Source organism: Paracoccus methylovorus, assembly GCF_016919705.1.
GTDB classification, from domain to species: domain Bacteria; phylum Pseudomonadota; class Alphaproteobacteria; order Rhodobacterales; family Rhodobacteraceae; genus Paracoccus; species Paracoccus methylovorus.
The window spans coordinates 979,343-1,003,571 of record NZ_CP070368.1 but is presented as its reverse complement, the minus strand read 5'-3'; the positions used below and the strand labels follow the sequence as shown (position 1 = coordinate 1,003,571).

The following is a 24,229-nucleotide window of genomic DNA, read 5'->3' as shown; positions in this document are numbered from 1 at the left end:
GTTATTCAGGCAGTTTCGCGGTGTCGAAATCCGGGCCGGGCAGAAGCTCGACGCCGGTAGCGCTCATGCGGACCTCGACACCGGCATCAATCAGCCGCTGCTTGAGCGTATCCACGGCCGAGAAATCCTTGCTGGCCTTGGCCTCGGCGCGCAGTGTGTTCATGCGTTCGGCCAGCGTCGAAAGGTCTGGGCCGGCGGCGGCTGCCCAACTGCCCAGTTCCTCGGTCAGCAGTCCCAGCATCCGCGCACCGGCAAGCAGTCCGGCTGCGTCGCCCTGACCCGCCATCTCATGCAAGGCCGCGATCGCACCTGCGGTGTTGAGGTCGTCGGCCAGCGCAGCGGCGACGGCAGGTGCCGGGCTTGGCGCGGGGTCGATCCCCGCGACAAGGCCGCGCCACCGGCGCAGCACGGCTTCCGCCTCGCGCGCCTTCCCGGCGGTCCAGTCCATCGGCTTGCGATAATGGGTCGAAAGCAGGACAAAACGGATCACCTCGCCCGGAATGCCCTGCTCCAGCAAATCGCGAACGGTGAAGAAATTGCCCAGCGATTTGGACATTTTCTTTCCCTCGACCTGCAGCATCTCATTATGCAGCCAGACGCGCGCAAAATCGCCATGCGGATGGGCGCAGCAGCTTTGCGCGATCTCATTCTCATGATGAGGGAATTGCAGGTCGATGCCGCCCGCATGAATATCGAAGCTTTCGCCCAACAGTTCATAGGACATCGCCGAGCATTCGATATGCCAGCCCGGACGCCCCCGGCCCCAGGGGCTGTCCCAGCCCGGCAGATCGTCGTCCGAGGGTTTCCACAGCACGAAATCCATCGGGTCTTCCTTGAAGGGCGCGACCTCGACGCGGGCACCGGCGATCATGTCATCGACCGAGCGACCAGACAGCTTGCCGTAATCGGCATAAGAGCGCACGCGAAACAGCACATGACCATCGCGGGCATAGGCATGGCCACCCTCGACCAGCGTTCCGATCATGTCGATCATCTGGCCGATGTAATCGGTTGCGCGCGGCTCATGATCGGGGCGCTCCGACCCCAGAGCGTCCATGTCGGCGTGATACCAGCCGATGGTCTCCTCGGTGCGCTGGCGGATCAGTTCTTCCAGCGTGCCGGGGGCACCGGCCTCTTTGCGCGCCGACGCAGTCGCGTTGATCTTGTCATCCACGTCGGTAAAATTGCGCACATAGGTCACATGATCCGCGCCATAGACGTGGCGCAGCAGCCGCACCAGCACATCGATCACCACCACGGGACGGGCATTGCCCAGATGCGCCCGGTCATAAACCGTCGGACCGCAAAGATAGAGCCGCACGTTCTGCGGGTCGATGGGCCGGAAAACTTCTTTCCCGCGGGTTTTGGTATTCGTCAGCCTGATCTGGACCATGACTTCCCCTTTGCGGGCGTCGTCAGGTCACCATGAACCGCCCGCCTGAATTTTCAGCCGGTAATGATGCAACGGATGCTGGCGGTTCCTGCCTTCATGCGCCCGCCTTAACGCATTGTCTTGCCTATGCCAAGAGAGGCTGCAAAACTCGGATCATGAGCCGCGAACTCGTCAATGAAATCTGTGCCGCCCAGCCCGGTGCCGAATGGTCGGACCCCTGGGGCGGTGGTCATGACTGCTGGAAAGTCGGCGGCAAAACCTTTGCCGTGACCGGCACCATTGGCACGCATGTCTCGGTCAAGACCGACAGCGCCGAAACGGCCGAGTTCCTGATCGAGACCGGGGTGGCAGAGCGCGCGGCCTATCTGCACCGAAGCTGGGTCGCACTGCCGCTTGATTCGGCGCCGGACGAATTGGCGCATCGCATCCGGCATTCCTATCGGCTGGTCCGCGGCGCCCTGCCCAAAAAGGTTCAGGCCAGCTTGCCTGCACAATAACGAAAGCGGCCGGCCCTGCTCTTTGCAGAGCGGCGGGCCGGCCAAAGGCACGGGACCGAGCGACTGGTCCCGCAGCAAAACCTAATAGTCGATCAGGCCGGGACCTGCGCGGCAAGCTGTTGCAGCAGGCCTTCCATCTGTTTGCAGAGCGCCTCTTCGGTGGTGTTCTGCTCTTTCGCGGCATCCTCCAGCGTGCGTTCCACACCCATGGCGGAAACGGTGCCTTCCTTGCCCTTGGCCTCGGCAGCGTCGCCACCGGCGGCATCGCCCGGCGGGATCATCGCCAAAAGCTTGGTCTGGATTTCGACAGCCGTGCCGTCGATGTGCCCTTGTTCCTGGCAATAGGCCAGAACACCCAGCTGGTTGCGCGCGCTTTCATAAGCGGCACCGGTATCCTGTCCCACCGCGGCGGGTGCCTCGGTCGTGGCCGGTGCTTCTGGTGCGGCTTCTTGCGCCAGGGTCGCGCCAGCAGTCAGGCCAAGGGCCAGGGCGGGCAGAATTGCGAAACGTGCGATCATCTCGATCTCCGTCTGTTGCGTGGTGGCCGGACTGTTGCACGGGTCGAGCAGGGTCGCAAACCGGCTAGGCGGAATGCCGCAGCCGGTCCCCTGCCGATCAGCGGAAAAGCACCAGCGAGCCCGGAGACCAGCTCACATTCGCGCGGGTTCCGACGTCTTGCACCTCGCGGCCAAAGACATTGCGCATGGCGATGCGGACCGGGCGCGCCTGCCCGTCGAACGCAGCCGAACCGTCCAGCCGGACGTCGTAATAGGTCATGTCGCCGTAATAGACGACCTCGTCGATCACGCCTTCGGCCACGCGATTCGCACCCTGTGCGCCCGGTGCGACCAGCGACACCGCCTCGGGGCGGAAGCCGATCGAGGGGCCCGCATCCCCCGGATCGGCATGGCTGACATTGGCCAGGGGAACATCGACCCGGCCCAGACCCGGCGCCTCGATCTGCACGGCCGTGGCGGTTTCGCCCAGAACCCGCGCCGGCAGAAAGTTCATCACTCCGATGAAATTCGCCACACGGCGGCTGGTCGGCCGGGCATAAAGCGCCTCGGGTCCGTCAAGCTGGGCAATCTGGCCCTCGAACATCACGGCAATGCGGTCGGACATAACCAGCGCCTCTTCCTGATCATGGGTGACCAGAACGAAGGTGATGCCGACCTGGCGTTGCAGCTTTATCAGCTCCACCTGCATCTGTTCGCGCATCTTGCGGTCCAGCGCCGAAAGCGGCTCGTCCAGCAGCAGCACCTTGGGCTTGAGGATCAGCGCCCGCGCCAGCGCCACCCTCTGGCGTTGCCCGCCCGAAAGCGCATGGCTGGCGCGGTTGCCATAGCCCTTGAGCCCGACCATTTCCAATGCCTGCTCGACCGCGGCCGTTTTTTCAGCCTTGCTGCGCGGATCGCGGCGCAGGCCGAAACCCACATTCTCGGCCACGCTCAGATGCGGGAAAATGGCATAGGACTGAAACACCATGTTGGTCGGCCGCCGGTTCGCCGGCACGTCCTGCATGTCCTGCCCGTCGATCAGAACCGCACCCGACGAGATGTCCTCGAACCCGGCGATGGTGCGCAAAAGCGTCGTCTTGCCGCAGCCGGACGGACCCAGCAGCGAAAAGAACTCGCCCGCACGGATGGTCAGATCGACGCCGCGCAGCGCGTGATAGTCACCGTAGTGCTTTTGCACATCGCGGATCTGGATCATCGGCTTCGCCCCGGCCATGGCGGCACGGTGGGCGGCGGTGGTTTTCGGGGTGGTCACAGGAAACCTCCGGTATTCTGGGCGCCGGTCCTGGCAACACCGCGGCGGCGGAAATATTCGGCGACGGTCAAAAGCAGGATCGACATGAGCACCAGCACCGTTCCCAGCGCCATGATCATCGGGATCTGCTTGGGGAAACGCAGTTGGCTGAAGATATAGGTCGGCAGCGTCGGCTCATTCCCCGCAAGGAAGAAGGCGATGATGAATTCGTCGAGGCTGATGGTAAAGCTCATCAGCAGGGAAGAAATGATGCCCGGCATGACCAGCGGCAGGATGACCAGTCGAAAGGCGCTCCACCGCGTTTCGCCCAGATCGTAGGCCGCCTCTTCCAGCGACCGGTCAAGCGAGTTGAAGGCCGTGGACAGGATCACCGTCGCATAAGGCATGCAGATCAGCGTATGGCCAAGGATGACGGTCAGGATGCTAAGCTGGACCCCCAGCGACAGCAGCACCACCAGAAGCGAGATCGAGACGATGATCTCGGGCAGTACCAGAGGCAGCATGATCAGCCCCATGATCGGCCCCTTGGCGGGGAATTCGAACCGTGTCGAGGCGCGGGCGGCAAAGATACCAAGGCAGGTGGCCAGAATCGAGGAGCTGACTGCGATGATCAGCGAATTGGTCAGCGCCCGGCGCAGCGAGGCGTTGCCGGCCATTTGCGAAAACCATTCCGTGGTAAAGCCCTTGAGCGGAAAGGCGATGATCGTGCCCGAGTTGAAGGCGAAGATCGGCAAAAGCAGGATCGGTGCGTACAGAAAAAGCAGATAGATCAGCGCATAGACATGCAGGCCCCGCCCCTTCATTGCCGCACCCTCAGAAAGCGGCGGTTCAGCGCAAGGAAGATCAGGCTGATGACCGCGACGATCAGCATGGCGGTCACCGCCAGGGCCGACCCCATCGGCCGGTTGTCGAGATCCAGCATCTGCGCCTGTATCATATTCGCGATCATCGGGATCTTGCCGCCGCCGATCAGGGCCGGTGTGACATAATCGCCGATGGTCGGGATGAACACGATCAGCGATGCCGCCACCACGCCCGGCATGGCAAGCGGCAGGGTCACGCGCCAGAAGGTCATGGCCCGGCTTTCACCAAGGTCGCGCCCCGCCTCCAGCAACGAACGGTCGATCTTTTCCAGCGCGATAAAGATCGGCAGGATCGCAAAGGGCGCATAGGCATGCGCCAGCGTGATGACGATCGAATTGACGTTGTAGAGGATGAAGGTCAGCGGCTGTTCAATGATGCCCAGCGTCTTGAGGCCCGAATTGATGACGCCGTTATAGCCCAGGATCACCTTCCACAGAAACACCCGGATCAGGTAGCTGGTCCAGAAGGGAATGGTGATCAGAAACAGCCACATGGCCTTTTTCTGCGGCGTAACCACGAAGGACAGGAAATAGGCTACCGGAAAGGCCAGCACCACTGTCACCAGTGTTACCAGTGCCGCGACCACGACCGAACGCAGCATGATCTTGTGAAAGATCGGATCGGCCCAGACGGTGCGGTAATTCTCCAGCGTGAATTCGCGGATCACCGTCAGATAGCCGTCCTTGAAAAAGGAATAGGCCAGAATGGTCAGCAGCGGCGCTGCCAGCACCAGCACGGCATAGCCCAAGGGCGGCGCAATCAGGGTCAGGCCCTGAGCCGTCTGAGATCGGTTACCTGACGCCATGCCTGCATGAATCCCTGTCGCCTCAAACTGGCAGGTTTCCATATCCGTGCCCTAAGGAAAAGGGGTTTTCCTGCAACGCAACGAGTTGGTTCACGCCGCCTGAAAATGCGCCGCCACCTCGCGCCGATGCGTGTGGGCGCGATGCTCGACCAGATAGATGCCCTGCCATGTGCCCAGCTCCATCCGACCACCGCTGACCGGGATTTGCAGGCTGACAGGCAGGATAGCGGCTTTGAGATGGGCGGGCATGTCGTCCGGCCCCTCGGCGCGATGCGTCAAGTAATCCATCGAGGGATGGTCGGCCGGCGGTGCTATACGGTCCAGCCATGCCAGCAGGTCGCGCTGAACATCGGGATCGGCATTCTCCTGCACCAGCAGCGAGCACGAGGTATGGCGCACGAACAGCGTTACCACCCCGTCCACCGCCCCGATGTCGCGCAGCCACGCGGCGATCTCATGGGTGAAATCGTAGCAGGCCGGGCCATGGGTCCGATGGGTAAAGCGGGTCGCGCTCATGCCGGCGCGTCCTTTGTCGCCGCATGGCGGACAGCGTGTGGGCAAGGCTTGCGCGCTATCATTCCGCCGCCTCACCCGGGGCTTCCAGCGAGGCAGCCCCGTCGTGATCCAGCAGGATGCGTTTTTGCGTGCGCGCGCCCAGATCGCGCAGGATTTCGGCCTGACGGATGACGTTGCCGGGACCCCGGGTCAGCCGGTCGATGGCTGTCGCGTGGCTTTTCTGCGCACGGTCCAGCGCCGTTCCCACCTCTTCGATGGCCGAGACGAAACCGTGCAGCTTGTCGTAAAGCTGGCCGGCGCGCGTGGCGATCTGCATGGCGTTGGATTCGCGCCGTTCTACCGTCCAGATGTGATCGACCGTGCGCAAGGTCAGCATCAGGGTGGTCGGCGTTGCCAGCCCCACGCGATTTTCCAAGGCGTGCCGGGCAAGGTCGGGATCGACGCGCAGGGCCTCGGAAAAGGCACCTTCGACGGGGATGAACATCAGCACATAATCGACCGATCCCTCGTCCAGCGCCTGATAACCCTTGGCGGCAAGCCCGGCGACATGGCCCCGGATCGAGGCGACATGACGGCGCAACGCCGCCTCGCGCGTGGGCATGTCCTCGGCATTCACCGCCTCTTCATAGGCGTTGAGCGAAACCTTGCTGTCGATGACCAACAGCTTTTTCTGCGGCATCTTGACGATCACATCGGGCCGCCACAGCTTGCCATCGGCGTCGCGATAGCTGGCCTGGGTGTCGTAATGCGTGCCGGCGATCAGGCCGGAATCCTCAAGGATGCGCTCAAGGATCATCTCGCCCCAGGCGCCGCGCTTCTGGCTGTCGCCCTTGAGCGCCCGGGTCAGCGCCACCGCCTCGCGCGAGATGTCCTCGGACCGCTTGTGGAGGTATTCGATCTGCTCTTTCAGCCGGGCGCGTTCTTCGTCCGTGGCCTTGTTGCGGGCCTGAAGCTCGGTCTGGAAACGATGAACCTGATCGCGAAACGGCGTGAGTAGCGCCGAAAGCTGTTCGCCATGCGCCTTTTGCATCTCGCTGCCCTGCGATTTCAGCGTTTCATTCGCCAAAAGGCGGAACTGCCCGGTCATCTCTTCCCGCAGCTCGCGCAGGGTGGCGATCTCTCGCTCGGTCGCCTCGCGGTCCTTTTGCGCGGCCAGCCGGGTTTCGGCCAGGTCGCGTTCCAGCCGCGAAACCGCCTGCCGTTCGCCGTGCAGGGCGTCGGTCAGCCCGTCGCGCTCTTCCAGCAGTTCTTGCAGGCGTTGGGTCAACGATTCCGCCCGTGTCTCCAGCCGGCTGGCGGCCAGAAGCTGGTCGTGCAGCCTTGCCGTTTCGACCTCGCACCGGGCCTGCAACTCGCCTGCGCGCCGCGCCGCCGACTCGGCGGCCGCTTCTGCCGAACGCCGCGTTCGCCACAGCGCAACAAGACACAGCAGCAAAAGGCCCAGAGCCACGATCAGCAGCAGTTGCAGATTACCCGTATCTGCCAGCCATGCCTGCATTTTTTCCGCCTTACCCATCGGCCTTTGCGCCTGTTCCGATCCGCGGTCCAGCGCCGCTTGCCGGGGACTGTTCACCTTTTCCCCCAAAAATGCAAGCGCGGTGCCCCTTTCCCTACCCGGTCTGCCCCCCTAGCTTGCGGACGGAAACCGCAAAAGGAGATCAGGCATGGTCAAGACCGTCGCCGTCATGGTGGGTTCGCTCCGCAAGGAATCGATCAATAACAAGCTGATGAAAGCACTTCAGAAACTGGCCGATGGCCGGCTGCAGTTTCATCTGCTGCATATCGGCGATCTGCCGCATTACGACGACGATCTCTGGGCCGATCCGCCCGAGTCGGTGTTGCGACTCAAGGACCGGGTCGAGCATTCGGACGCGGTGCTGGCGATCACGCCGGAATATAACCGCAGCTATCCGGGCGTCATCAAGAACGCGATCGACTGGGCAACCCGGCCCTATGGCCAGAACTCATGGAAGGGTAAGCCCGCGGCCGTCACCGGCACGTCGCCCGGCGTTATCGGCGCGGCAATGGCGCAGGCCCGGCTGAAAAACGACATGGTTCATGTCGGCATGGTGATGATGAGCACGCCGGAGGCCTATATCCAATGGCATCCCGAAGCCTATGCCGCCGATGGCAGCGTCACCGATGAAAAGACCGCGAAATTCCTGCAAGCCTATGTGGATGCCTTCGCGGGCTGGATCGAAAAACACGGCTGAACCGCCGTTCCGGCATGAGGAAGGCCGCGCATTTCCAGCGCGGCCTTTGTTATTTGTACGATCCGTTACTGGTCGAGGAAGCTGCGCAGCTTGCGCGAGCGCGAGGGGTGCTTGAGCTTGCGCAGCGCCTTGGCCTCGATCTGGCGGATACGTTCGCGGGTCACGCTGAACTGTTGGCCGACCTCTTCCAGCGTGTGGTCGGTGTTCATGCCGATGCCGAAACGCATGCGCAGAACCCGTTCCTCGCGAGGCGTCAGACTGGCCAGAACCCGGGTCGTGGTTTCCTTGAGGTTTTCCTGAATGGCGCTGTCCAGCGGCAGGACGGCATTCTTGTCCTCGATGAAATCGCCAAGCTGGCTGTCCTCTTCGTCCCCGATGGGGGTTTCAAGGCTGATCGGTTCCTTGGCGATCTTCATCACCTTGCGGACCTTTTCCAGCGGCATTTGCAGCTTTTCGGCCAGTTCCTCGGGCGTGGGCTCGCGGCCGATTTCATGCAGCATCTGCCGGCCGGTGCGCACCAGCTTGTTGATCGTCTCGATCATATGCACCGGGATACGGATGGTGCGGGCCTGATCGGCGATCGAGCGGGTGATGGCCTGCCGGATCCACCAGGTCGCGTAGGTCGAGAACTTGTAGCCGCGGCGATACTCGAACTTGTCGACGGCCTTCATCAGGCCGATATTGCCTTCCTGAATAAGATCAAGGAATTGCAAGCCCCTGTTCGTGTATTTCTTGGCGATCGAGATCACCAGCCGCAGGTTCGCCTCGACCATTTCCTTCTTGGCCTGACGCGATTCCTTTTCGCCGCGCTGAACCTGGCTGACGATACGACGGAATTCCTCGATATCGACACCGACGTGTTGGCCGACCATCGCCATCTCGCCGCGCAGGTTTTCAACCTGGGTGCGGGATTTCTCGAACAGGGCCTGCCAGCCCCGGCCCTTGTTGCGCATCATGCGCTCGGCCCAGGTCGGGTCCAACTCGCTGCCGCGATAGGCGTCGATGAATTCGCGCCGGTTGATGCGCGCGGCATCGGCCAGCTTCACCACATTCGAATCGATGGTGACGATACGGCGATTGATGCCATAGATCTGGTCGACCAGCGCCTCGATCCGGTTGTTATGCAGATGCAGTTCGTTCACCAGCGCGACGATGCGCGAACGCAGCCGCTGGTAATCCCGCTCCTGCGCGGCCGAGAAGGTGTCGTCTTCGTTCAGGGTGGCCGACATGCGGTTGTCCTGCATGTGCGACAATTCTTCATAGCCCCCGGCGATCGCTTCCAGCGTCTCCAGCACCTTGGGCTTCAGCGAGGCTTCCATCGCGGCCAGCGACAGGTTCTGGCCGTCGTCGTCCTCTTCATCCTCTTCGCGGCCCATGGGGTTGCCGTCGGCGTCAAGCTCTTCCTCGCTCCGCGCGGGGCCGGCACTGTTGGCCGGACGCGCTTCGGCGGTCGGCAGCACCACTTCCTCTTCGCCATCCTCGTCCATTGCGCGGCCGAAGGTGGTCTCAAGATCGATCACGTCGCGCAGCAGGATGTCTTCGTCCAGAAGCTCCTGGCGCCACATGGTGATGGCCTTGAAGGTCAGCGGGCTTTCGCACAGCCCGGCGATCATGGTGTTGCGGCCGGCCTCAATGCGCTTGGCGATGGCGATCTCGCCCTCGCGCGACAGCAGCTCGACCGAGCCCATCTCGCGCAGATACATGCGCACCGGGTCGTCGGTGCGGTCCAGCTTTTCCGTCTCGGCGGTGGCGACGGCCAACTCGCGCGAGCCAGAGCCAGTGGTCGTCAACTCCCCGCCCTGTTCGACCTCTTCGGCCTCTTCGTCGTTCTCGACGACGCGGATGTCCATTTCCGACAGCATGGACATGACGTCCTCGATCTGGTCGGAACTGACTTGCTCGGGCGGCAGAACGGCATTGAGCTGGTCGTAGGTGATGAACCCGCGATCACGCCCTTCGGCGATCATGCGCTTGACCGCCGCCTGCGACATGTCCAGCGAATGATCGTCATCCTTGGTGTCGGGCTTCTGGTCTTCGTCGTTGGCTGCCATGCTGGCTCCCTTGAAGCGGTGATTCGCGAATCGTGCGAATCGGGATCGGCTATCGGCCGGTTCTAGCGCGAATCGCGGGCGATTCAAACCCTGCGACCGGCACTGGACCGGAGTGATTCGGCGCAGGTGATTCGCACCGCTCTCAGCGGCGCGGTTTACGCCATATCTCGTTCTTCAGCGCAGCTTCCAGGATGGCCCGAAAAGCATCGCTGTCCTCGCCCAGATCCGACAGATCGGCAAGCGAGGGGTGGTCGGCCTGTTGCCGGGCGCGGGCCGATTGCGCCACGCGCCAGGTCAGGCCCTCATCGGCCAGTCCCTCGATCTCGGTCTCGGCGCGGGCGATTTCTTCGCGCGCAACACGGCGGGCCTCGATCCGGTCCAGCGCATTGGCAAGGATGCCGGCCGCGGCATCGCCGTCATGCGGACGCAGGATAGCCGGGGCCGCCCTCACATGGGGGTCGGCCATGACGCTTTCAAGGGCGCGCTGCCCGGCCTGCGACTGCGTGCCCGACAGCAGGTCGTGGACCAGCGCGGCGCGGTCGGGGTCCTGCGGCTCCAGCCGCTCCAGCCGCGATTCCACCGAGGCGATCAGCCCGGGATGGGTGGCGCAGATCGCCAGGATCATGGCCTCGACCAGCATCTCGGCCTCATGCTCGCCGGCACCCGGTGAGGAAAGTCGCGAAGCCCGCGTCGGTGCTGCGGGCGCCACCGGCTGAAAGCGGCTGCCGCGCGGCTGCCATTCGCGCGGGCCGCGCGCAGCGGTGGCAGCAGGCGCATCGTTGCGACGGCGATTGCCGAACATCTCCCATTTCATCTGCCGCAATGCGCCGAAGTAGTGATCGCGAGTGTCTTTGTCGGGAATGCGTGCCACTGCCTCGCCAAGCGCCTTGTCCAGCGCGGCACGACGTTCGGGGCTGTCAAAGACGCGCCCCTCGGTTTCGCGCCGCCACAGCAGATCGACCAGCGGCCGCGCCTCGTCCAGAACGGCGGCCATTCCCCCTGCCCCTTGGGCGCGGATCAGGTCGTCGGGGTCCTGTCCCTGCGGCAGAAAGGCAAAGCGCAGCGCCTGCCCCGGCCCGGCCATCGGCAGTGCCAGATCAATAAGCCGCATTGCGGCTCGCAGCCCTGCGTCGTCGCCATCCAGCGCGATTACCGGCTCGGGCGAGATGCGCCACATCAGGCGCAACTGATCCTCGGTGATGGCGGTGCCAAGCGGGGCTACCGCGCCCTCGAACCCTGCGCGGACCAGCGCGATCACATCCATATAGCCTTCGGCCACGATCAGCGGCTTGCCCTTGGCCACAGCCGCCCGCGCCGGGCCGGTGTTATAGAGGTTGCGCCCCTTGTCGAACAGCGGCGTCTCGGGGCTGTTGAGGTATTTCGCCCTTGCGTTCGGGTCCATCGCCCGGCCGCCAAAGGCGATGCAGCGCCCGCGCCCGTCGCGGATCGGAAAGGTGATGCGGCCCCGGAACCGGTCAAAGGGCGCGCCGCCATCGTCGGGTTTCGCGGCCAGCCCCGCCTCGACGATCAGCGCCTCGGCGATGCCCTTGGCGCGCAGGGCGTTGAACAGACCCTGCCGCTGGTCCGGGGCGAAGCCGATGCCAAAGCGTTCGCAAGCGTCATCGTCCAGTCCGCGCCGGGCCAGATAGGCCCGCGCCTGTTCGGCCGAGCCCATGCCCAGTTGCATGCGGAACCAGCGCACCGCCTGCTCCATCACATCGACCAGTTCCGTGCGGCGGTCGGCGCGTTGCACCGCGCGCGCATCACGTTCGGGCATCGGCAAGCCGGCCTCGGCGGCCAGCAGTTCGACCGCCTCGATGAAACCCAGACCCTCGGCCTCTCGCAGGAAGGTCAGCGCATCGCCTTTGGCATGGCAGCCGAAGCAGTAGTAAAACCCCTTCTGGTCATCGACATGGAATGAGGCGGTCTTTTCGCCATGAAAGGGACAGGGCGCCCACCAATCGCCCTTGGCCTGATTCGACCGGCGCAGATCCCAAACCACCTTACGCCCGATAACGCGCGACAGGGGCACGCGGGCGCGGATCTCGTCAAGGAATTGCGGTGGCAGGCTCATGCCGTCTTATATCGGGTCAGGACCGCCCGTTGAAAAGGGGATTCGCACCGACCGCGCCACGCACGAGGTCCCAATAGACCGCAACGACCCGTTCCTGATCCAGACGGCCGCCCTCGCGATACCAGTTGGTGACGCCGGTCAGCATGGCGATCAGCGCCATGGTCGCCAGCCGCGTATCGGGCACCGCCATCGCGCCCTCCGCCTCGCCGGCGATCAGGATCGCCTCCAGCGCGTCCTCGTAACGGCGGCGCAAAGCGGCAATCCCGGCGCGGTTTTCCGGTGTCAGGTTGCGCAGTTCCATATAGGACAGGAACACCGCCTCGGGCCGTTCCAGACTGGTCTGGATATGAAAACGCAAAAACGCCTCCAGCCGATCCAGCGCCGGGCGCGCAGGATCATCCCGCCACGCGGCCAAGAGCTCTTCCATATGACCGCGAAGCAGATCGGCCAGCAGCGCCTGTTTGTCGGATGTATAGCTGTAAAGCGTGCCGACCTGCACGCCCACCTCGGCCGCGATCTGGCGCATCGAAACCGCAGCATAACCATGGCGCGCAAACAGCTTGCGCGCCGCGTCGCGGATCAGCGGTCCGGTGATCTCTGCCTTCGAGCCATGGGTTCTTGCCATGCCGTCTTCTAGGCAGCGGCGCATCGCAAGGAAAGAGCCCATCTTGCCCCGACCGCCCCGGCAGGCATATGTTCCCGCCCATGACATTTCAGGGGAACTGCATGAGGCGGATCTGGGGCACGATGGCGCTGACGCTGCTGGCCGCCTGCGGCGATACCGGCGGCGATTATCCCGCGCTGTTGCCGACCGACCGACTGCTGGTCGAGCCCGCATTGCCAGCCCATGCCGCCGAGGCAGGCCGCGACCCGGCCGCGATCAGCGACAAACTGGATGCGCGCGGGCAATCCCTTGCCGGTCGCGCCGGGGCCAAGCCCGTGCCGGGCGACGCCCTGTTGCAGCAGCGCGCCCAGGATCTGCGCGCCCGCGCCAAAGCGCTTTCACAACAATCCCTTGCCGGCGACTGTTCCGACGAGGATGGCGCCGATTGCGCGCCGAATTAAGGAGAATACCATGCCGGTGATTACCTGCATCGACGATCTGAAGGCCATCTATCGCCGCCGCGTACCGCGCATGTTCTATGACTATGCCGAAAGCGGCAGCTATACCGAAAGCACCTTTCGCGAAAACACCACCGATTTCCAGCGCATCAAGCTGCGCCAGCGCGTCGCGGTGGACATGACCGGGCGCACCACCGAAAGCACCATGATCGGGGAAAAGGTCGCCATGCCCGTGGCGCTGGCCCCGGTCGGCATGACCGGCATGCAATGCGCCGATGGCGAGATCAAGGCGGCGCGGGCGGCGAAAGCCTTTGGCGTGCCGTTCACGCTTTCGACCATGTCGATCTGCTCGATCGAGGACGTGGCCGAGGCGACCCGCCATCCCTTCTGGTTCCAGCTTTACGTCATGCGCGATCAGGAGTTCCTGGAGGCGATCATCGAGCGGGCCAGGCGTGCCAACTGCTCGGCGCTGGTGCTGACGCTGGATCTGCAGATCCTTGGCCAGCGCCACAAGGACCTGAAGAACGGCCTGTCCGCGCCGCCCCGTCTGACCCTGCCGGTGCTGCTGGATCTGGCGACGAAATGGCGTTGGGGCATCGAGATGCTGCAAACCAAGCGGCGCTTTTTCGGCAATATCGTCGGCCATGCCAAGGGAGTCGGCGACACCTCGTCGCTGTCAAGCTGGACAGCCGAGCAATTCGACCCGCAACTCGACTGGGGCAAGATCGCCCGCATCCGCGACCTCTGGGGCGGCAAGCTGATCCTCAAGGGCATCAACGACCCCGAGGACGCGCGCATGGCCGCGGATTTCGGCGCCGATGCGATCATCGTCAGCAACCACGGCGGCCGGCAGTTGGACGGCGCGGTCAGCCCGATCCGCATGCTGCCCGAGATCGTGAAAGCGGTGGGGGACGAGATCGAGGTCCATTTGGACAGCGGCATCCGCTCGGGTCAGGACGTGTTGAAGGCGCTGGCCATGGGCGCGCATGCCACCCATATCGGCCGCGCCTTCATCTATGGGCTCGGCGCCATGGGCGAAGCCGGGGTCACCAAGGCGCTGGAGGTGATCCACAAGGAACTGGACACCACCATGGCCTTGTGCGGCGAGCGGGACGTAAAGAACCTTGGTCGCCACAACCTGCTGGTGCCGCCCGAGTTTCTGCAACCCTGGAGCTAAGGGACCGGGTTAAGGGGCGGTGGGTCGGGCCGGACCTTCTGCCCCCCATCCTGCCGCTTGTTCTTGCCAAAACCCGGTATCGGCAAGCGCCCTAGCACCAGCGCCGCCAGCGTCGGCAGACCGACGCCGAACAGCATCAGCCCCGGCAGATCCCGCACCCCTGCGATACCAGCCAACTGCAGCGCCATGACATGCATGAAATAGATCATGGCCGAGATCGGATCCAGCCGGATCGCCGGCTGCGGCATGGTCGTGCCCAGCACCGCCAGAAACAGTGCCGGAGCCGCGACATAGGAACTGACCGGTATATCCAGCATCACCTGCTGGCCGCGCCATGCCTGCACCAGCCATGCCTCGATCATAAGCAGCCCTGCCCCGGCGATGGTGGCAGCCAGCACCAGCCAGCGCGGCGGCAGCCCCTGAACGCCCAGCCGCGCCACGCGGCGACCACAGAGATAACCGATGGCCACGAACGGAAAGCACATGAACAGCCCGTTCGAGAACTTCTTGACGCCGATATAGACGATCCCCGACAGCGCGACGTATTGCAGGACCAGCCCGATCACGGCGCAGACCGCCGCGGTCGCCAGCAGGATGCGATACTCGTAAGCCGGCGCCACCTTGCGGGCAAAGCCGCGCAAAAACACGATGACCGCGCCGGCGAGCAGAATACCGGCCATGAACCACAGGTGGAAATAGCCCCAGGCTAATGTTTTGACCAATGAAACAAGACTATGGACCTGATTCAACCAAAAGGGCAGATAGACCGCCATCCAGAACAGATACAGGGCCAGCACGCGCCACAGCCATTTGTTGCCCTTGCCGCGCGCGACCGCCGAGTAAAGGAAATAACCCGCCACGATGCAGAAAGTCGGCACCATCACCCGCATCAGACCGTTGCCGATCATGAAGATCCGCGGCGACATATGTGATTGCAGCCAGTAGGTGTGGGCAAATGCGACCAGGACCGCCAACCCCAGTTTCAGATAATCCAGCGAATGAATACGATGCACCGCGAAAACTCCGCCCCCGTGGATTGCAATGTTGTGCAACCACCAAGATTATCTGACACGCATTTTCACCCCTTCGTGCAAGCGTTTTTTTGCTTCACATCCATCTGACGCCGCGCTATAGGCCCGGCTTCGGCCATGCACCCTTGGAGGATGGCCGCCATTAGTAACACGAAGGAAACCAACCATGGCCAAAGAGATCCCGGATCTGGTGGCCGAGGCACGCGCGGGGACAGGCAAGGGGGCCGCCCGCCAATCTCGCCGCGAAGGCAAGGTGCCCGGCATCGTTTATGGCGACGGCAAAGAGCCGCAGCCCATCCAAATCGAGTTCAACTCGCTTCTGACCAAACTGCGCGCAGGCCGCTTTATGTCCACCCTGTGGAACCTGAAGGTCGAGGGCCAGGATGACGTGCGCGTCGTCTGCCGCGGCGTCCAGCGCGACGTGGTCAAGGACCTGCCGACGCATATCGACTTCATGCGCCTGCACCGCAACACGCGGGTGAACCTGTTCATCCACGTGAACTTCGAGAATCACGAGGCGTCCCCCGGTCTCAAGCGCGGCGGCACGCTGGTCGTGGTGCGCCCCGAGGTTGAACTGATGGTCACCGCATCGGACATCCCCGAGCAGATCACCGTCGACCTGACCGGCAAGCAAATCGGCGATACCGTTCACATCAACGATATCGTGCTGCCGAAAGGCGTGAAGCCGACCATCGACCGCAACTTCGTCATTGCCAACATCGCTGCGCCTTCGGGCCTGCGCTCGTCGGATAACGAAGAAAGCGCCGAAGAAGAAACTGCCGAAGCCTGATTTCGGGCCAGAGGCGGAGCAAGATCGGGCGGCACCCCTTGTGGGCGCCGCCCTTTCTCTTGCCGTCACGTCCGGCGATTGCTAGGACAACGCGCCTGACGCGAAGGAAGTAAGCATGGAACCGATCCATATCATTGGCGCGGGCCTTGCCGGCTCTGAAGCCGCTTGGCAGATCGCTCGCGCGGGCGTGCCCGTTGTGCTGCACGAGATGCGCCCCACGGTTGCAACCTTCGCCCATCGCACCGGCGATTGCGCCGAGATGGTCTGCTCGAACAGCTTCCGCTCGGACGACGACCGCATGAACGCCGTCGGGCAGTTGCATTGGGAAATGCGTCAGGCAGGCGGGCTGATCATGACGATGGCCGATCGCCACCGCCTGCCTGCCGGCGGCGCGCTGGCCGTGGACCGCGACGTCTTCTCGCAAGCCGTCACCCAGGCCCTGCGGGATGAGCCGCTGGTCAGCTTTGCTCAAGGCGAGATTTGCGAACTTCCGGGCGAGGGAAGCTGGATCGTCGCCACCGGCCCGCTGACCTCACAAGCCCTGGGCCAGTCCATCCGCGATCTGACGGGTGAGGGCTCGCTGGCCTTCTTCGACGCCATCGCGCCCATCGTCCACGCCGACAGCATCGACATGCAGATCTGCTGGCGCCAAAGCCGTTATGACAAGGGCGATACCGAGGAAGAGCGCACCGCCTATATCAACTGCCCGATGACGCGCGACGATTACGAAGGCTTCATCGACGCCCTGCTCGCCGCCGACAAGACCGAGTTCCACGAGGGAGAGACGGCCGGCTATTTCGACGGCTGCCTGCCGATAGAGGTCATGGCCGAACGCGGCCGCGACACCCTGCGCCACGGGCCGATGAAACCCGTTGGCCTGACCAATACCCACAACCCGACTGAAAAGCCCTATGCGGTCGTGCAATTGCGCCGGGACAATGCACTTGGGACGCTTTACAATATCGTCGGCTTCCAAACCAAGATGAAGTATGGATCTCAAACCGATGTTTTCCGGCGAATTCCCGGTCTGCAGAGCGCCAGCTTTGCACGGCTTGGCGGCATTCACCGCAATACCTTTCTGAACGCGCCCCGCCTGATCGACGACCGGCTGCGGCTACGCGTTCGACCGAACCTGCGCTTTGCCGGTCAGGTCACGGGGGTCGAGGGCTATGTCGAAAGTGCCGCCATGGGCCTGCTTGCCGGGCGCATGGCCGCTGCCGAGGCGTTGGGGCGCGACCTGCCGCCGCCACCCGCCACCACCTCGATGGGGGCGCTGGTCAACCACATCACCGGCGGTGCGGACGCCAAAACTTTCCAACCGATGAACGTGAATTTCGGCCTCTACCCGCCACTGGACGAAATGCGCGGTGGCCGCAAGGGGCGCAAGGACCGTTACCCGGCCTATACAGACCGGGCAAAGAATGATTTTCAACAATGGCTTGTGGAACAAAGTTGAACCGAACGCGGTTTGCCCCTTCTCCCACCGGTCCGCTGCATCTGGGCCATGCCTTCGCGGCCCTGACTGCCGCAAAGCTGGCCGATCCGGGTCAGTTCCTGCTGCGGATCGAGGATATCGACCAAACCCGCTCTCGCCCGGAATACGAGGCCCTGATCGGCGAAGATCTGCATTGGCTGGGCCTCGACTGGCCGCAACCGGTCATGCGCCAATCCGAACGCCTCTCGGCCTATCAGGCGGCTCTGGACCGACTGGCAGCCCTTGGCCTGATCTATCCCTGCCAATGCCGTCGTGCCGATATCCGCGCCGCGCTCTCAGCCCCGCAAGAGGGGGCAACACCAGTCATCGGCCCTGATGGGCCGGTCTATCCGGGCACCTGCCGTCACCGCAGCATGACCGACGCGGGTCCCGAGGACGCAATTCGCCTGAATGCCGCCCGTGCTCTGGATTATCTGGAACTGCATGAGATTGCATTCGAGGATGAAAATATTGCCCCCGGCCTTCCGCACCGGCTGGCGGCGCAGGATTTCATCGCGGGGGTGGGCGACGTCGTGCTGGCACGCCGCGGCATGGGCACGAGCTATCATCTGTCAGTGGTGGTGGATGATGCCGCGCAGGGCATCACATTGGTTACACGCGGAAAAGATCTTATAGATTCCACATGGATACATATTATTCTTCAGAAACTGCTTGAAACTCCGACACCGCGCTATCATCACCACCGGCTAATCCGGGACCAACACGGCAAACGACTTGCCAAGCGCGACGACGCCCGGGCCCTGAAGCTCTTTCGTGACGAAGGCGTCAGCGCCTGCGAAATTCGTCACATGCTGGGGTTCTGAGGCGCCATGATGATCACCTCCTGCCCCTCGCGAACAGCGGTGTAAAAACAACTGCGCCGATTGGTGTGACATGCCGGGCCTGTCTGGTCGACCAGCAGCAGCAGACAATCGCGGTCGCAATCCACCCGCAGTTCCACAAGCTTCTGCACGTTTCCCGAGCTCTCACCCTTGGCCCAGAAATCCTGACGCGAGCGCGACCAATAGGTGACATGGCCCCGGGCCAAAGTGCGGCGCAGCGATTCCTCGTTCATCCAAGCCATCATCAGCACCTCGCCGCTCTGATGATCCTGCGCGATGGCGGGAATCAGGCCATTTGCGTCATATTTCAGGCCGGCTGGATCGAACATCGGCTTTCCTTTCAACTGCACCGCACCTATCTAGACCCGACGGCAGCAAGGGGAAAGACCATGTCCGACAGCGACCTGATGCAGCTTTACTCGCGGCGCATCCTGGCGCTGGCCTCTGACATCCCGCACCTTGGCAAGCTGGACACTGCCACCGGCAGCGCGCATCGCCGGTCACCGCAATGCGGGTCCTCGGTTACAGCGCATGTAGTCATGCAGGACGGCCGTATTGCCGATTTCTCGCAAGAGGTGCGGGCCTGCGCCCTGGGCCAGGCGTCGGCCGGCGTCCTGGGCCGGACCGCGCTTGGCCGCACGCGGGACGAGATCGCCCATGCCCGCGACGAATTGCAGGCCATGCTGAAAGCAAACGGCCCTGCCCCCACAGCACCCTTTGAGGAACTCGAGGCTTTGCTGCCGGCCCGCGAATTCCCCAATCGTCACGCCTCGATCATGCTGGCATGGGAGGCTTTGCTCGGCGCCATAGACGCCTGATCTGCCTCCCCGCTTCTTCGTTGCCAAAATACCCCCGCCGGAGGCGATCTTTGCCTCCCGCCAAGGACTACAGCTAGCACGATAAAGAAAAGCCGGCCTTAAGGGCCGGCAGTTGCGCGCATGATCGCCCGGGGAAGGTCGCGACGCACCCCCAGGCAAGGGCCGCCGAATGCGCGGGGCAGTGAGGGGTCAGGCTGCCAGAATGGATGGCAAGGAAAACAGGATGATGGCAGTCACCGAAATCGCGACGGTGCCCAGCAGGTCAGAGAGGGATTCACGGGTCATATAATCTCTCCACAGTTTGTTTATGATTTGTTCTCATAAACAACGGCGGATGTAAAGAACTTATTGGGAACATCTTGCGAACATCTATCCGGCAGTGATCAACCGGATGGCACGGTCCTGCTCCATCAGCCACAAAAGCAGCCGTACGGCGCGGCCGCGTTCGCTTTCCATCGCCGGATCGCGTTCCAGAAAGCTTTGCGCATCCTTGCGCGCCATCGCCATCAACCCCGCCTGCCGCTCAAGGTCAGCGATGCGGAACTGCGGCAGACCGGATTGTGCCGTGCCGATAACGTCGCCCGCGCCGCGAATCGCCAGATCCTCCTCGGCGATGCGGAAACCGTCCTCGGTCTCGCGCAGGATCGACAGGCGCCGCCGGCCGGTTTCCGACAGCGGCTCGTGATACATCAGCAAGCAGCTTGACGCGCCCGAGCCCCGCCCGACCCGGCCCCGCAACTGGTGCAACTGCGCCAATCCAAAGCTCTCGGCACGTTCGATGACCATGATCGTTGCCTCTGGCACGTCCACTCCGACCTCGATCACCGTTGTCGCAACCAACATTTGCGCCCGCCCCGAGACAAAATCCGCCATGGCGGCGTCGCGTTCATCGGCAGGCATCTGGCCATGGACCAGCCGCACCTGCTCCCCGAAACGGGCGCGAAGCTCCTGAAAGCGCGCCTCGGCGGCGGTCAGATCGACTGATTCGCTTTCCTCGACCAGCGGACAAACCCAATAGGCACGGGCACCGCCATCCAGCGCGCGGGCCAGATGCTCTACCACCTCTGCCATGCGCGTATCCGATATCACCGTGGTGCGGATCGGCTGGCGGCCGGCCGGCTTTTCGTCCAGCACCGACAGATCCATGTCGCCGAATTGCGCCAGCGCCAAAGAACGCGGGATCGGCGTCGCCGTCATCACCAGCATATCTGGCGGCAGATCGCCGCCCTTGGCGCCCAGTTCCATACGCTGGTTGACCCCGAAACGGTGCTGTTCGTCTATGATCGCCAGCCGCAGGTCATGAAATGCGACCGATTTCTGAATCACCGCATGGGTGCCGACCAGAATGTCGATCCTGCCCTCGGCCAGGTCGGTCAGGATATTGACCCGCGCATCACCTTTGTCGCGTCCGGTCAACACCTCCGGCCGGATGCCCGCAAGCCGGGCCAGCGGCTCGAGCGCACGGAAGTGCTGGCGGGCCAGAATCTCGGTCGGGGCCATCAGCACGCCCTGCCCGCCCGCCTCGACCGCCACCAGCAACGCGAGAAACGCCACCAGCGTCTTACCAGCGCCGACATCGCCTTGCAGCAATCGGTTCATCCGCCGCGGCGCAGCCATATCCGCCGCGATTTCTTCAACCGCGCGGCGCTGTGCCCCGGTGGGCGGCCAAGGTAGCCCATCCAAGACCTGTTGCCGCAAGCCGCCATCGCCTTGTGTGACCAATCCCGCCTGCCGCCGCCGATCACGCCGCAGCAGGGCCAGCGTCATCTGATGTGCGAAAAGTTCATCATAAGCCAGCCGTGCGCGGGCCGGATCGGTTGGCGACAGGCCCGCCGGCCCCTCGGGCGCATGGGCGCGCGCCAGTGCCGCCCGCCAATCCGGCCAGCCTTCGCGCGCGACAAGCGCGGGATCAATCCACTCGTCGGCCTGCGGCAAACGCGCCATCGCCGCCTGCACGGCCTTTTGCACCACGCCCTGCGTCAATCGCCCCGAGAGCGGATAGACCGGCTCGAAACCGGGCGGTGCGGCCGAATCCTCGGGACCAATATGATCGGGATGCACCATCTGCGCCATGCCGTCGAAGAACTCGATCTTGCCCGAGATCAGCCGCCGCGTCCCCGGAGGAAGCTGACCTTCGATCCAATCCTTGCGCGGGTGAAAGAACACAAGTTGCAAGTCGGCGCTGCCATCCGTGCAATGCACCCTCCACGGCCTTCCCTTGGCGGTGGGCGGGCTATGGCGCTGGACGGTGATGGCCAGGGTGACGATCTCGGGCGGGCGGGCCTCGGCCAGGTGGGCGATGCGGCGGCGGCGTATGCCGGAATGCGGCAGGGTCAGGATCAGGTCGCGCAGGCGCTTGATACCCATCTGGGCAAAGGCCTCGGCCGCGCGTGGGCCGACGCCCTGCAGGGTTTCGACCCCCGCAAACAAGGGGAACAGTGCGGGCGGCCGCCCCGGTGTCACCGCTGCGCGATCGTCAGCCATTCATCCTCATCAATCACCTTGATGCCAAGTTCGGCGGCCTTTTTCGCCTTCGAGCCGGCGCCCGGACCGGCGATCAGCAGATCCGTCTTGGCCGAAACCGAGCCCGCGACATGTGCACCCATCGCCTCGGCCCGGGCCTTTGCCTCGGCCCGCGTCATCTTTTCCAGCGTGCCGGTAAAGACCAGTGTCTTGCCGGTGATGGCGCTGTTGGTGGCGCGCGCTTCTGGCGGCAGGATGGTCAGGTGGGCCACCAGCCGCTCGATCGCCGCCCGCTCGCGTTGATTGGCAAAGGCGTCCGAAAGAGACATAGCCAGCCCCGGACCGATTCCGTCGGCGGCAATCAGTCCGGCCCAGGCGTTTATCGCCGCGGCGGACAGGTCGACCTGCGACAACGCGGCTGCGCGAGCCTCGGAAGGACGGGCGCGGCGGCCTTCGGCCCGTGCTGCGTCACGTTCGCCCTGCGCGGCATCGTCGGCAATGCGATGGGCCAGCGCGGCAGGGCGGGCCGTGTCAAGCGCCCTGACCAGCGCATCCCACTCTCTGTAATGACGGGCAAGATCCTGCGCCGCGACCTCGCCGACATGGCGGATACCAAGCGCGAAAAGCAGGCGCGCCAAGGGGATTTCACGCCGCTTTTCGATGGCCTCAAACAGGCTGGTGGCACTTTTTTCGCCCCAGCCTTCGCGGTTCTTCAATTGGGTAAGCTGGCCGTGACCGTAGCGATCCTGCAAGGTAAAGATATCGGCGGGCTCGGCGATCCAGCCATCGCGGAACAGTTCTTCGACCAGCTTGGCCCCCAGTCCCTCGATATCAAAAGCGGCGCGCGAGACGAAATGGCGCAGCTTCTCGACTGCCTGGGCGGGACAGATCAGCCCGCCGGTGCAGCGCCGTACCGAATCGCCTTCCTCGCGGATTGCCGGCGAACCGCACTCGGGACATATGGTCGGAAAAGCGTAGGGCACCGCCTCGGGCGGGCGCTTGCTCAGGTCGATGTCGGCAACCTTGGGGATCACGTCACCGGCGCGATAAACCTCGACCCAATCGCCGATGCGGATATCCTTGCCGCCGCGGATCTCGCTGCCGTCCGCGCCCTGACCGGCGATATAATCCTCATTGTGCAGGGTTGCGTTCGAGACGACCACGCCGCCCACCGTCACCGGATGCAGCCGGGCGACCGGGCTGAGCGCACCTGTGCGACCGACCTGGATGTCGATCGCCTCAAGCCGGGTCCAGGCGCGTTCGGCCGGAAATTTGTGGGCAAGAGCCCATCGCGGCGTTGTGGAACGCATGCCCAGCCGCGCCTGATAGGTCAGATCGTCGACCTTGTAGACCACGCCGTCGATGTCGTAACCCAGCGTTGCCCGCATCTGCTCGATTTCGGCCCAGGCATCCAGCATCTCTGGCACCGAACCGCAGGTCCGCGTCAGGGCGTTGATCTGGAAGCCGAAATCACGCATGCGCCTTACCGCCTCTATCTGAGTGCCGGCAAAGGGCGCGCTGACCTCTCCCCAAGCATAGGCGAAGAAGCGCAGCGGACGCGCCGCCGTCACGCCGGGGTCGAGCTGGCGCAAGGAGCCCGCAGCGGCATTGCGCGGATTGGCGAAGACGCGCCCGGTATCGGACTGGTTCAGCTTTTCAAAATCCTCATGCGACATGTAGCATTCGCCGCGGATTTCCAGCACATCGGGATAGCCTGTCCCGGCAAGTTTCTGGGGAATATCGGCAATGGTGCGGGCATTGGCGGTCACGTTTTCGCCCACCGCGCCGTCACCCCGGGTTGCAGCTTGGACCAGTTGCCCGCCCTCGTAGCGCAGCGACAACGACAAGCCGTCGATCTTGGGTTCGGCCGTAAACTCCAGCGCGACCCCGGCAGGCAGGTTCAGGAAAGAGCGTACCCTTTGCACAAAGGATTCGACGTCGCCTTGAGAGAATCCGTTCTCCAGGGACAGCATCGGCAGGCGATGCGCAATCTTGGCAAAACGCTGGTCTGGCGCAGCACCGACTTGCGCCGTGGGGCTGCCGGAGTGGGCCAGTTCGGGAAACCGCCCTTCGATCTCTTCCAGCCGCTGCTTGCAAGCGTCGTATTCCGCATCACTGATAAAGGGCGCGTCCTGTTGATAATAGGCCAGGTTTGCCTGCGCCACCTTGTCACTCAGCAGGGCATGTTCGGCGGCGACCGCCTCGACGTCGAGATTGGAAACAGACGGCAGGGCCGCATTCTCTGCCGGAACAGCCTGATCCTCGTCTTGTCCGGCCATCCTGCCCTCTGCCTTTCTGGCCCCATTATGGGCCGTCATCCGGGGAAAGGTGATACCGGGGCCGGGGCCGGGTTGTCCAGCACTCGACCACACCGCCAGAGTCTGGGACA

Annotated in this window: 22 protein-coding genes; 8 read left to right on the top strand and 14 right to left on the bottom strand. The window is 63.7% G+C overall.

The annotated features are described in order from the left end of the window. Window position 1: 1 nt before the first annotated feature. Window positions 2-1,393, bottom strand: a complete 1,392-nt coding sequence (cysS, locus tag JWJ88_RS05020; RefSeq protein ID WP_205295004.1) for a cysteine--tRNA ligase — start codon at window positions 1,391-1,393, stop codon at window positions 2-4. Between the two features lie 155 nt (window positions 1,394-1,548). On the opposite strand from cysS, the gene JWJ88_RS05015 reads away from it, so the two are divergent. Continuing rightward, window positions 1,549-1,890, top strand: coding sequence for an MmcQ/YjbR family DNA-binding protein (locus JWJ88_RS05015; protein ID WP_205295003.1), 342 nt, complete (start codon window positions 1,549-1,551; stop codon window positions 1,888-1,890). Window positions 1,891-1,982: 92 nt separating this feature from the next. Here the strand turns inward: JWJ88_RS05015 and JWJ88_RS05010 are convergent, their stop codons facing one another. From JWJ88_RS05010 to rmuC, 6 genes are all read right to left on the bottom strand, one after another. Beyond that, window positions 1,983-2,408: a pore-forming ESAT-6 family protein gene (locus JWJ88_RS05010; protein ID WP_205295002.1), complete on the bottom strand. Its 426-nt coding sequence runs from the start codon at window positions 2,406-2,408 to the stop codon at window positions 1,983-1,985. A 97-nt stretch (window positions 2,409-2,505) separates the two neighbouring features. After that, complete coding sequence (locus JWJ88_RS05005; protein ID WP_205295119.1) at window positions 2,506-3,603, bottom strand: ABC transporter ATP-binding protein; 1,098 nt, start codon at window positions 3,601-3,603, stop codon at window positions 2,506-2,508. A gap of 53 nt (window positions 3,604-3,656) precedes the next feature. Beyond that, window positions 3,657-4,463, bottom strand: a complete 807-nt coding sequence (locus JWJ88_RS05000) for an ABC transporter permease (RefSeq protein ID WP_205295001.1) — start codon at window positions 4,461-4,463, stop codon at window positions 3,657-3,659. Then, entirely contained in the window at window positions 4,460-5,329 is an 870-nt protein-coding gene (locus JWJ88_RS04995; RefSeq protein WP_205295000.1) for an ABC transporter permease, read from the bottom strand. Before JWJ88_RS04995 ends, JWJ88_RS05000 begins: the two co-directional genes overlap by 4 nt. 90 nt (window positions 5,330-5,419) lie before the next feature. Further along, complete coding sequence (locus JWJ88_RS04990; RefSeq protein ID WP_205294999.1) at window positions 5,420-5,845, bottom strand: secondary thiamine-phosphate synthase enzyme YjbQ; 426 nt, start codon at window positions 5,843-5,845, stop codon at window positions 5,420-5,422. A 58-nt stretch (window positions 5,846-5,903) separates the two neighbouring features. Further along, window positions 5,904-7,418: a DNA recombination protein RmuC gene (rmuC, locus tag JWJ88_RS04985; protein WP_240200201.1), complete on the bottom strand. Its 1,515-nt coding sequence runs from the start codon at window positions 7,416-7,418 to the stop codon at window positions 5,904-5,906. Between the two features lie 91 nt (window positions 7,419-7,509). Between rmuC and JWJ88_RS04980 the strand changes: the two genes are divergently transcribed. Continuing rightward, window positions 7,510-8,058 carry an NADPH-dependent FMN reductase gene (locus tag JWJ88_RS04980; RefSeq protein ID WP_205294998.1) on the top strand — a complete coding sequence of 183 codons (549 nt, stop codon included), beginning with the start codon at window positions 7,510-7,512 and terminating at the stop codon, window positions 8,056-8,058. A 65-nt stretch (window positions 8,059-8,123) separates the two neighbouring features. Here JWJ88_RS04980 and rpoD read toward each other — a convergent pair whose 3' ends face one another. From rpoD to JWJ88_RS04965, 3 genes are all read right to left on the bottom strand, one after another. Then, window positions 8,124-10,109: an RNA polymerase sigma factor RpoD gene (rpoD, locus tag JWJ88_RS04975; protein WP_205294997.1), complete on the bottom strand. Its 1,986-nt coding sequence runs from the start codon at window positions 10,107-10,109 to the stop codon at window positions 8,124-8,126. Window positions 10,110-10,251: 142 nt separating this feature from the next. Beyond that, entirely contained in the window at window positions 10,252-12,183 is a 1,932-nt protein-coding gene (gene dnaG / locus JWJ88_RS04970) for a DNA primase (RefSeq protein WP_205294996.1), read from the bottom strand. A 16-nt stretch (window positions 12,184-12,199) separates the two neighbouring features. Next, the gene (locus tag JWJ88_RS04965) at window positions 12,200-12,808 is read right to left on the bottom strand and encodes a TetR/AcrR family transcriptional regulator (protein WP_205294995.1); all 609 of its coding nucleotides are present in this window, start codon (window positions 12,806-12,808) and stop codon (window positions 12,200-12,202) included. A gap of 101 nt (window positions 12,809-12,909) precedes the next feature. Between JWJ88_RS04965 and JWJ88_RS04960 the strand changes: the two genes are divergently transcribed. Both JWJ88_RS04960 and JWJ88_RS04955 read left to right on the top strand, forming a co-directional pair. Next, complete coding sequence (locus tag JWJ88_RS04960) at window positions 12,910-13,248, top strand: hypothetical protein (protein ID WP_205294994.1); 339 nt, start codon at window positions 12,910-12,912, stop codon at window positions 13,246-13,248. A 10-nt stretch (window positions 13,249-13,258) separates the two neighbouring features. Continuing rightward, the gene (locus JWJ88_RS04955; RefSeq protein ID WP_205294993.1) at window positions 13,259-14,422 is read left to right on the top strand and encodes an alpha-hydroxy acid oxidase; all 1,164 of its coding nucleotides are present in this window, start codon (window positions 13,259-13,261) and stop codon (window positions 14,420-14,422) included. On the opposite strand, the gene JWJ88_RS04950 is transcribed toward JWJ88_RS04955, so the two are convergent. Then, window positions 14,419-15,435, bottom strand: a complete 1,017-nt coding sequence (locus JWJ88_RS04950) for an acyltransferase family protein (protein WP_205294992.1) — start codon at window positions 15,433-15,435, stop codon at window positions 14,419-14,421. The two genes, JWJ88_RS04955 and JWJ88_RS04950, sit on opposite strands and share 4 nt — an antisense overlap. 184 nt (window positions 15,436-15,619) lie before the next feature. Between JWJ88_RS04950 and JWJ88_RS04945 the strand changes: the two genes are divergently transcribed. The 3 genes from JWJ88_RS04945 to gluQRS all read left to right on the top strand — a co-directional run bounded on the left by JWJ88_RS04945 (window position 15,620) and on the right by gluQRS (window position 18,541). Beyond that, entirely contained in the window at window positions 15,620-16,243 is a 624-nt protein-coding gene (locus JWJ88_RS04945) for a 50S ribosomal protein L25/general stress protein Ctc (protein ID WP_205294991.1), read from the top strand. 115 nt (window positions 16,244-16,358) lie between these two features. Further along, window positions 16,359-17,699 (top strand): methylenetetrahydrofolate--tRNA-(uracil(54)-C(5))-methyltransferase (FADH(2)-oxidizing) TrmFO, encoded by a 1,341-nt coding sequence (gene trmFO, locus JWJ88_RS04940; RefSeq protein ID WP_205294990.1) that lies wholly within the window; start codon window positions 16,359-16,361, stop codon window positions 17,697-17,699. Continuing rightward, a complete protein-coding gene (gluQRS, locus tag JWJ88_RS04935; protein WP_205294989.1) occupies window positions 17,678-18,541 on the top strand; it encodes a tRNA glutamyl-Q(34) synthetase GluQRS in 864 nt (287 codons plus the stop codon). Before trmFO ends, gluQRS begins: the two co-directional genes overlap by 22 nt. On the opposite strand, the gene hisI is transcribed toward gluQRS, so the two are convergent. After that, a complete protein-coding gene (gene hisI, locus JWJ88_RS04930) occupies window positions 18,523-18,888 on the bottom strand; it encodes a phosphoribosyl-AMP cyclohydrolase (RefSeq protein WP_205294988.1) in 366 nt (121 codons plus the stop codon). The genes gluQRS and hisI overlap by 19 nt on opposite strands. A 60-nt stretch (window positions 18,889-18,948) precedes the next feature. On the opposite strand from hisI, the gene JWJ88_RS04925 reads away from it, so the two are divergent. Next, window positions 18,949-19,377, top strand: coding sequence for an iron-sulfur cluster assembly scaffold protein (locus JWJ88_RS04925; protein ID WP_205294987.1), 429 nt, complete (start codon window positions 18,949-18,951; stop codon window positions 19,375-19,377). A 369-nt stretch (window positions 19,378-19,746) separates the two neighbouring features. Here JWJ88_RS04925 and recG read toward each other — a convergent pair whose 3' ends face one another. Next, window positions 19,747-21,861 carry an ATP-dependent DNA helicase RecG gene (recG, locus tag JWJ88_RS04920; RefSeq protein WP_205294986.1) on the bottom strand — a complete coding sequence of 705 codons (2,115 nt, stop codon included), beginning with the start codon at window positions 21,859-21,861 and terminating at the stop codon, window positions 19,747-19,749. Next, window positions 21,837-24,119, bottom strand: a complete 2,283-nt coding sequence (gene ligA, locus JWJ88_RS04915; RefSeq protein ID WP_205294985.1) for an NAD-dependent DNA ligase LigA — start codon at window positions 24,117-24,119, stop codon at window positions 21,837-21,839. The genes recG and ligA overlap by 25 nt, the downstream gene beginning before the upstream one ends. Window positions 24,120-24,229: the final 110 nt, after the last annotated feature.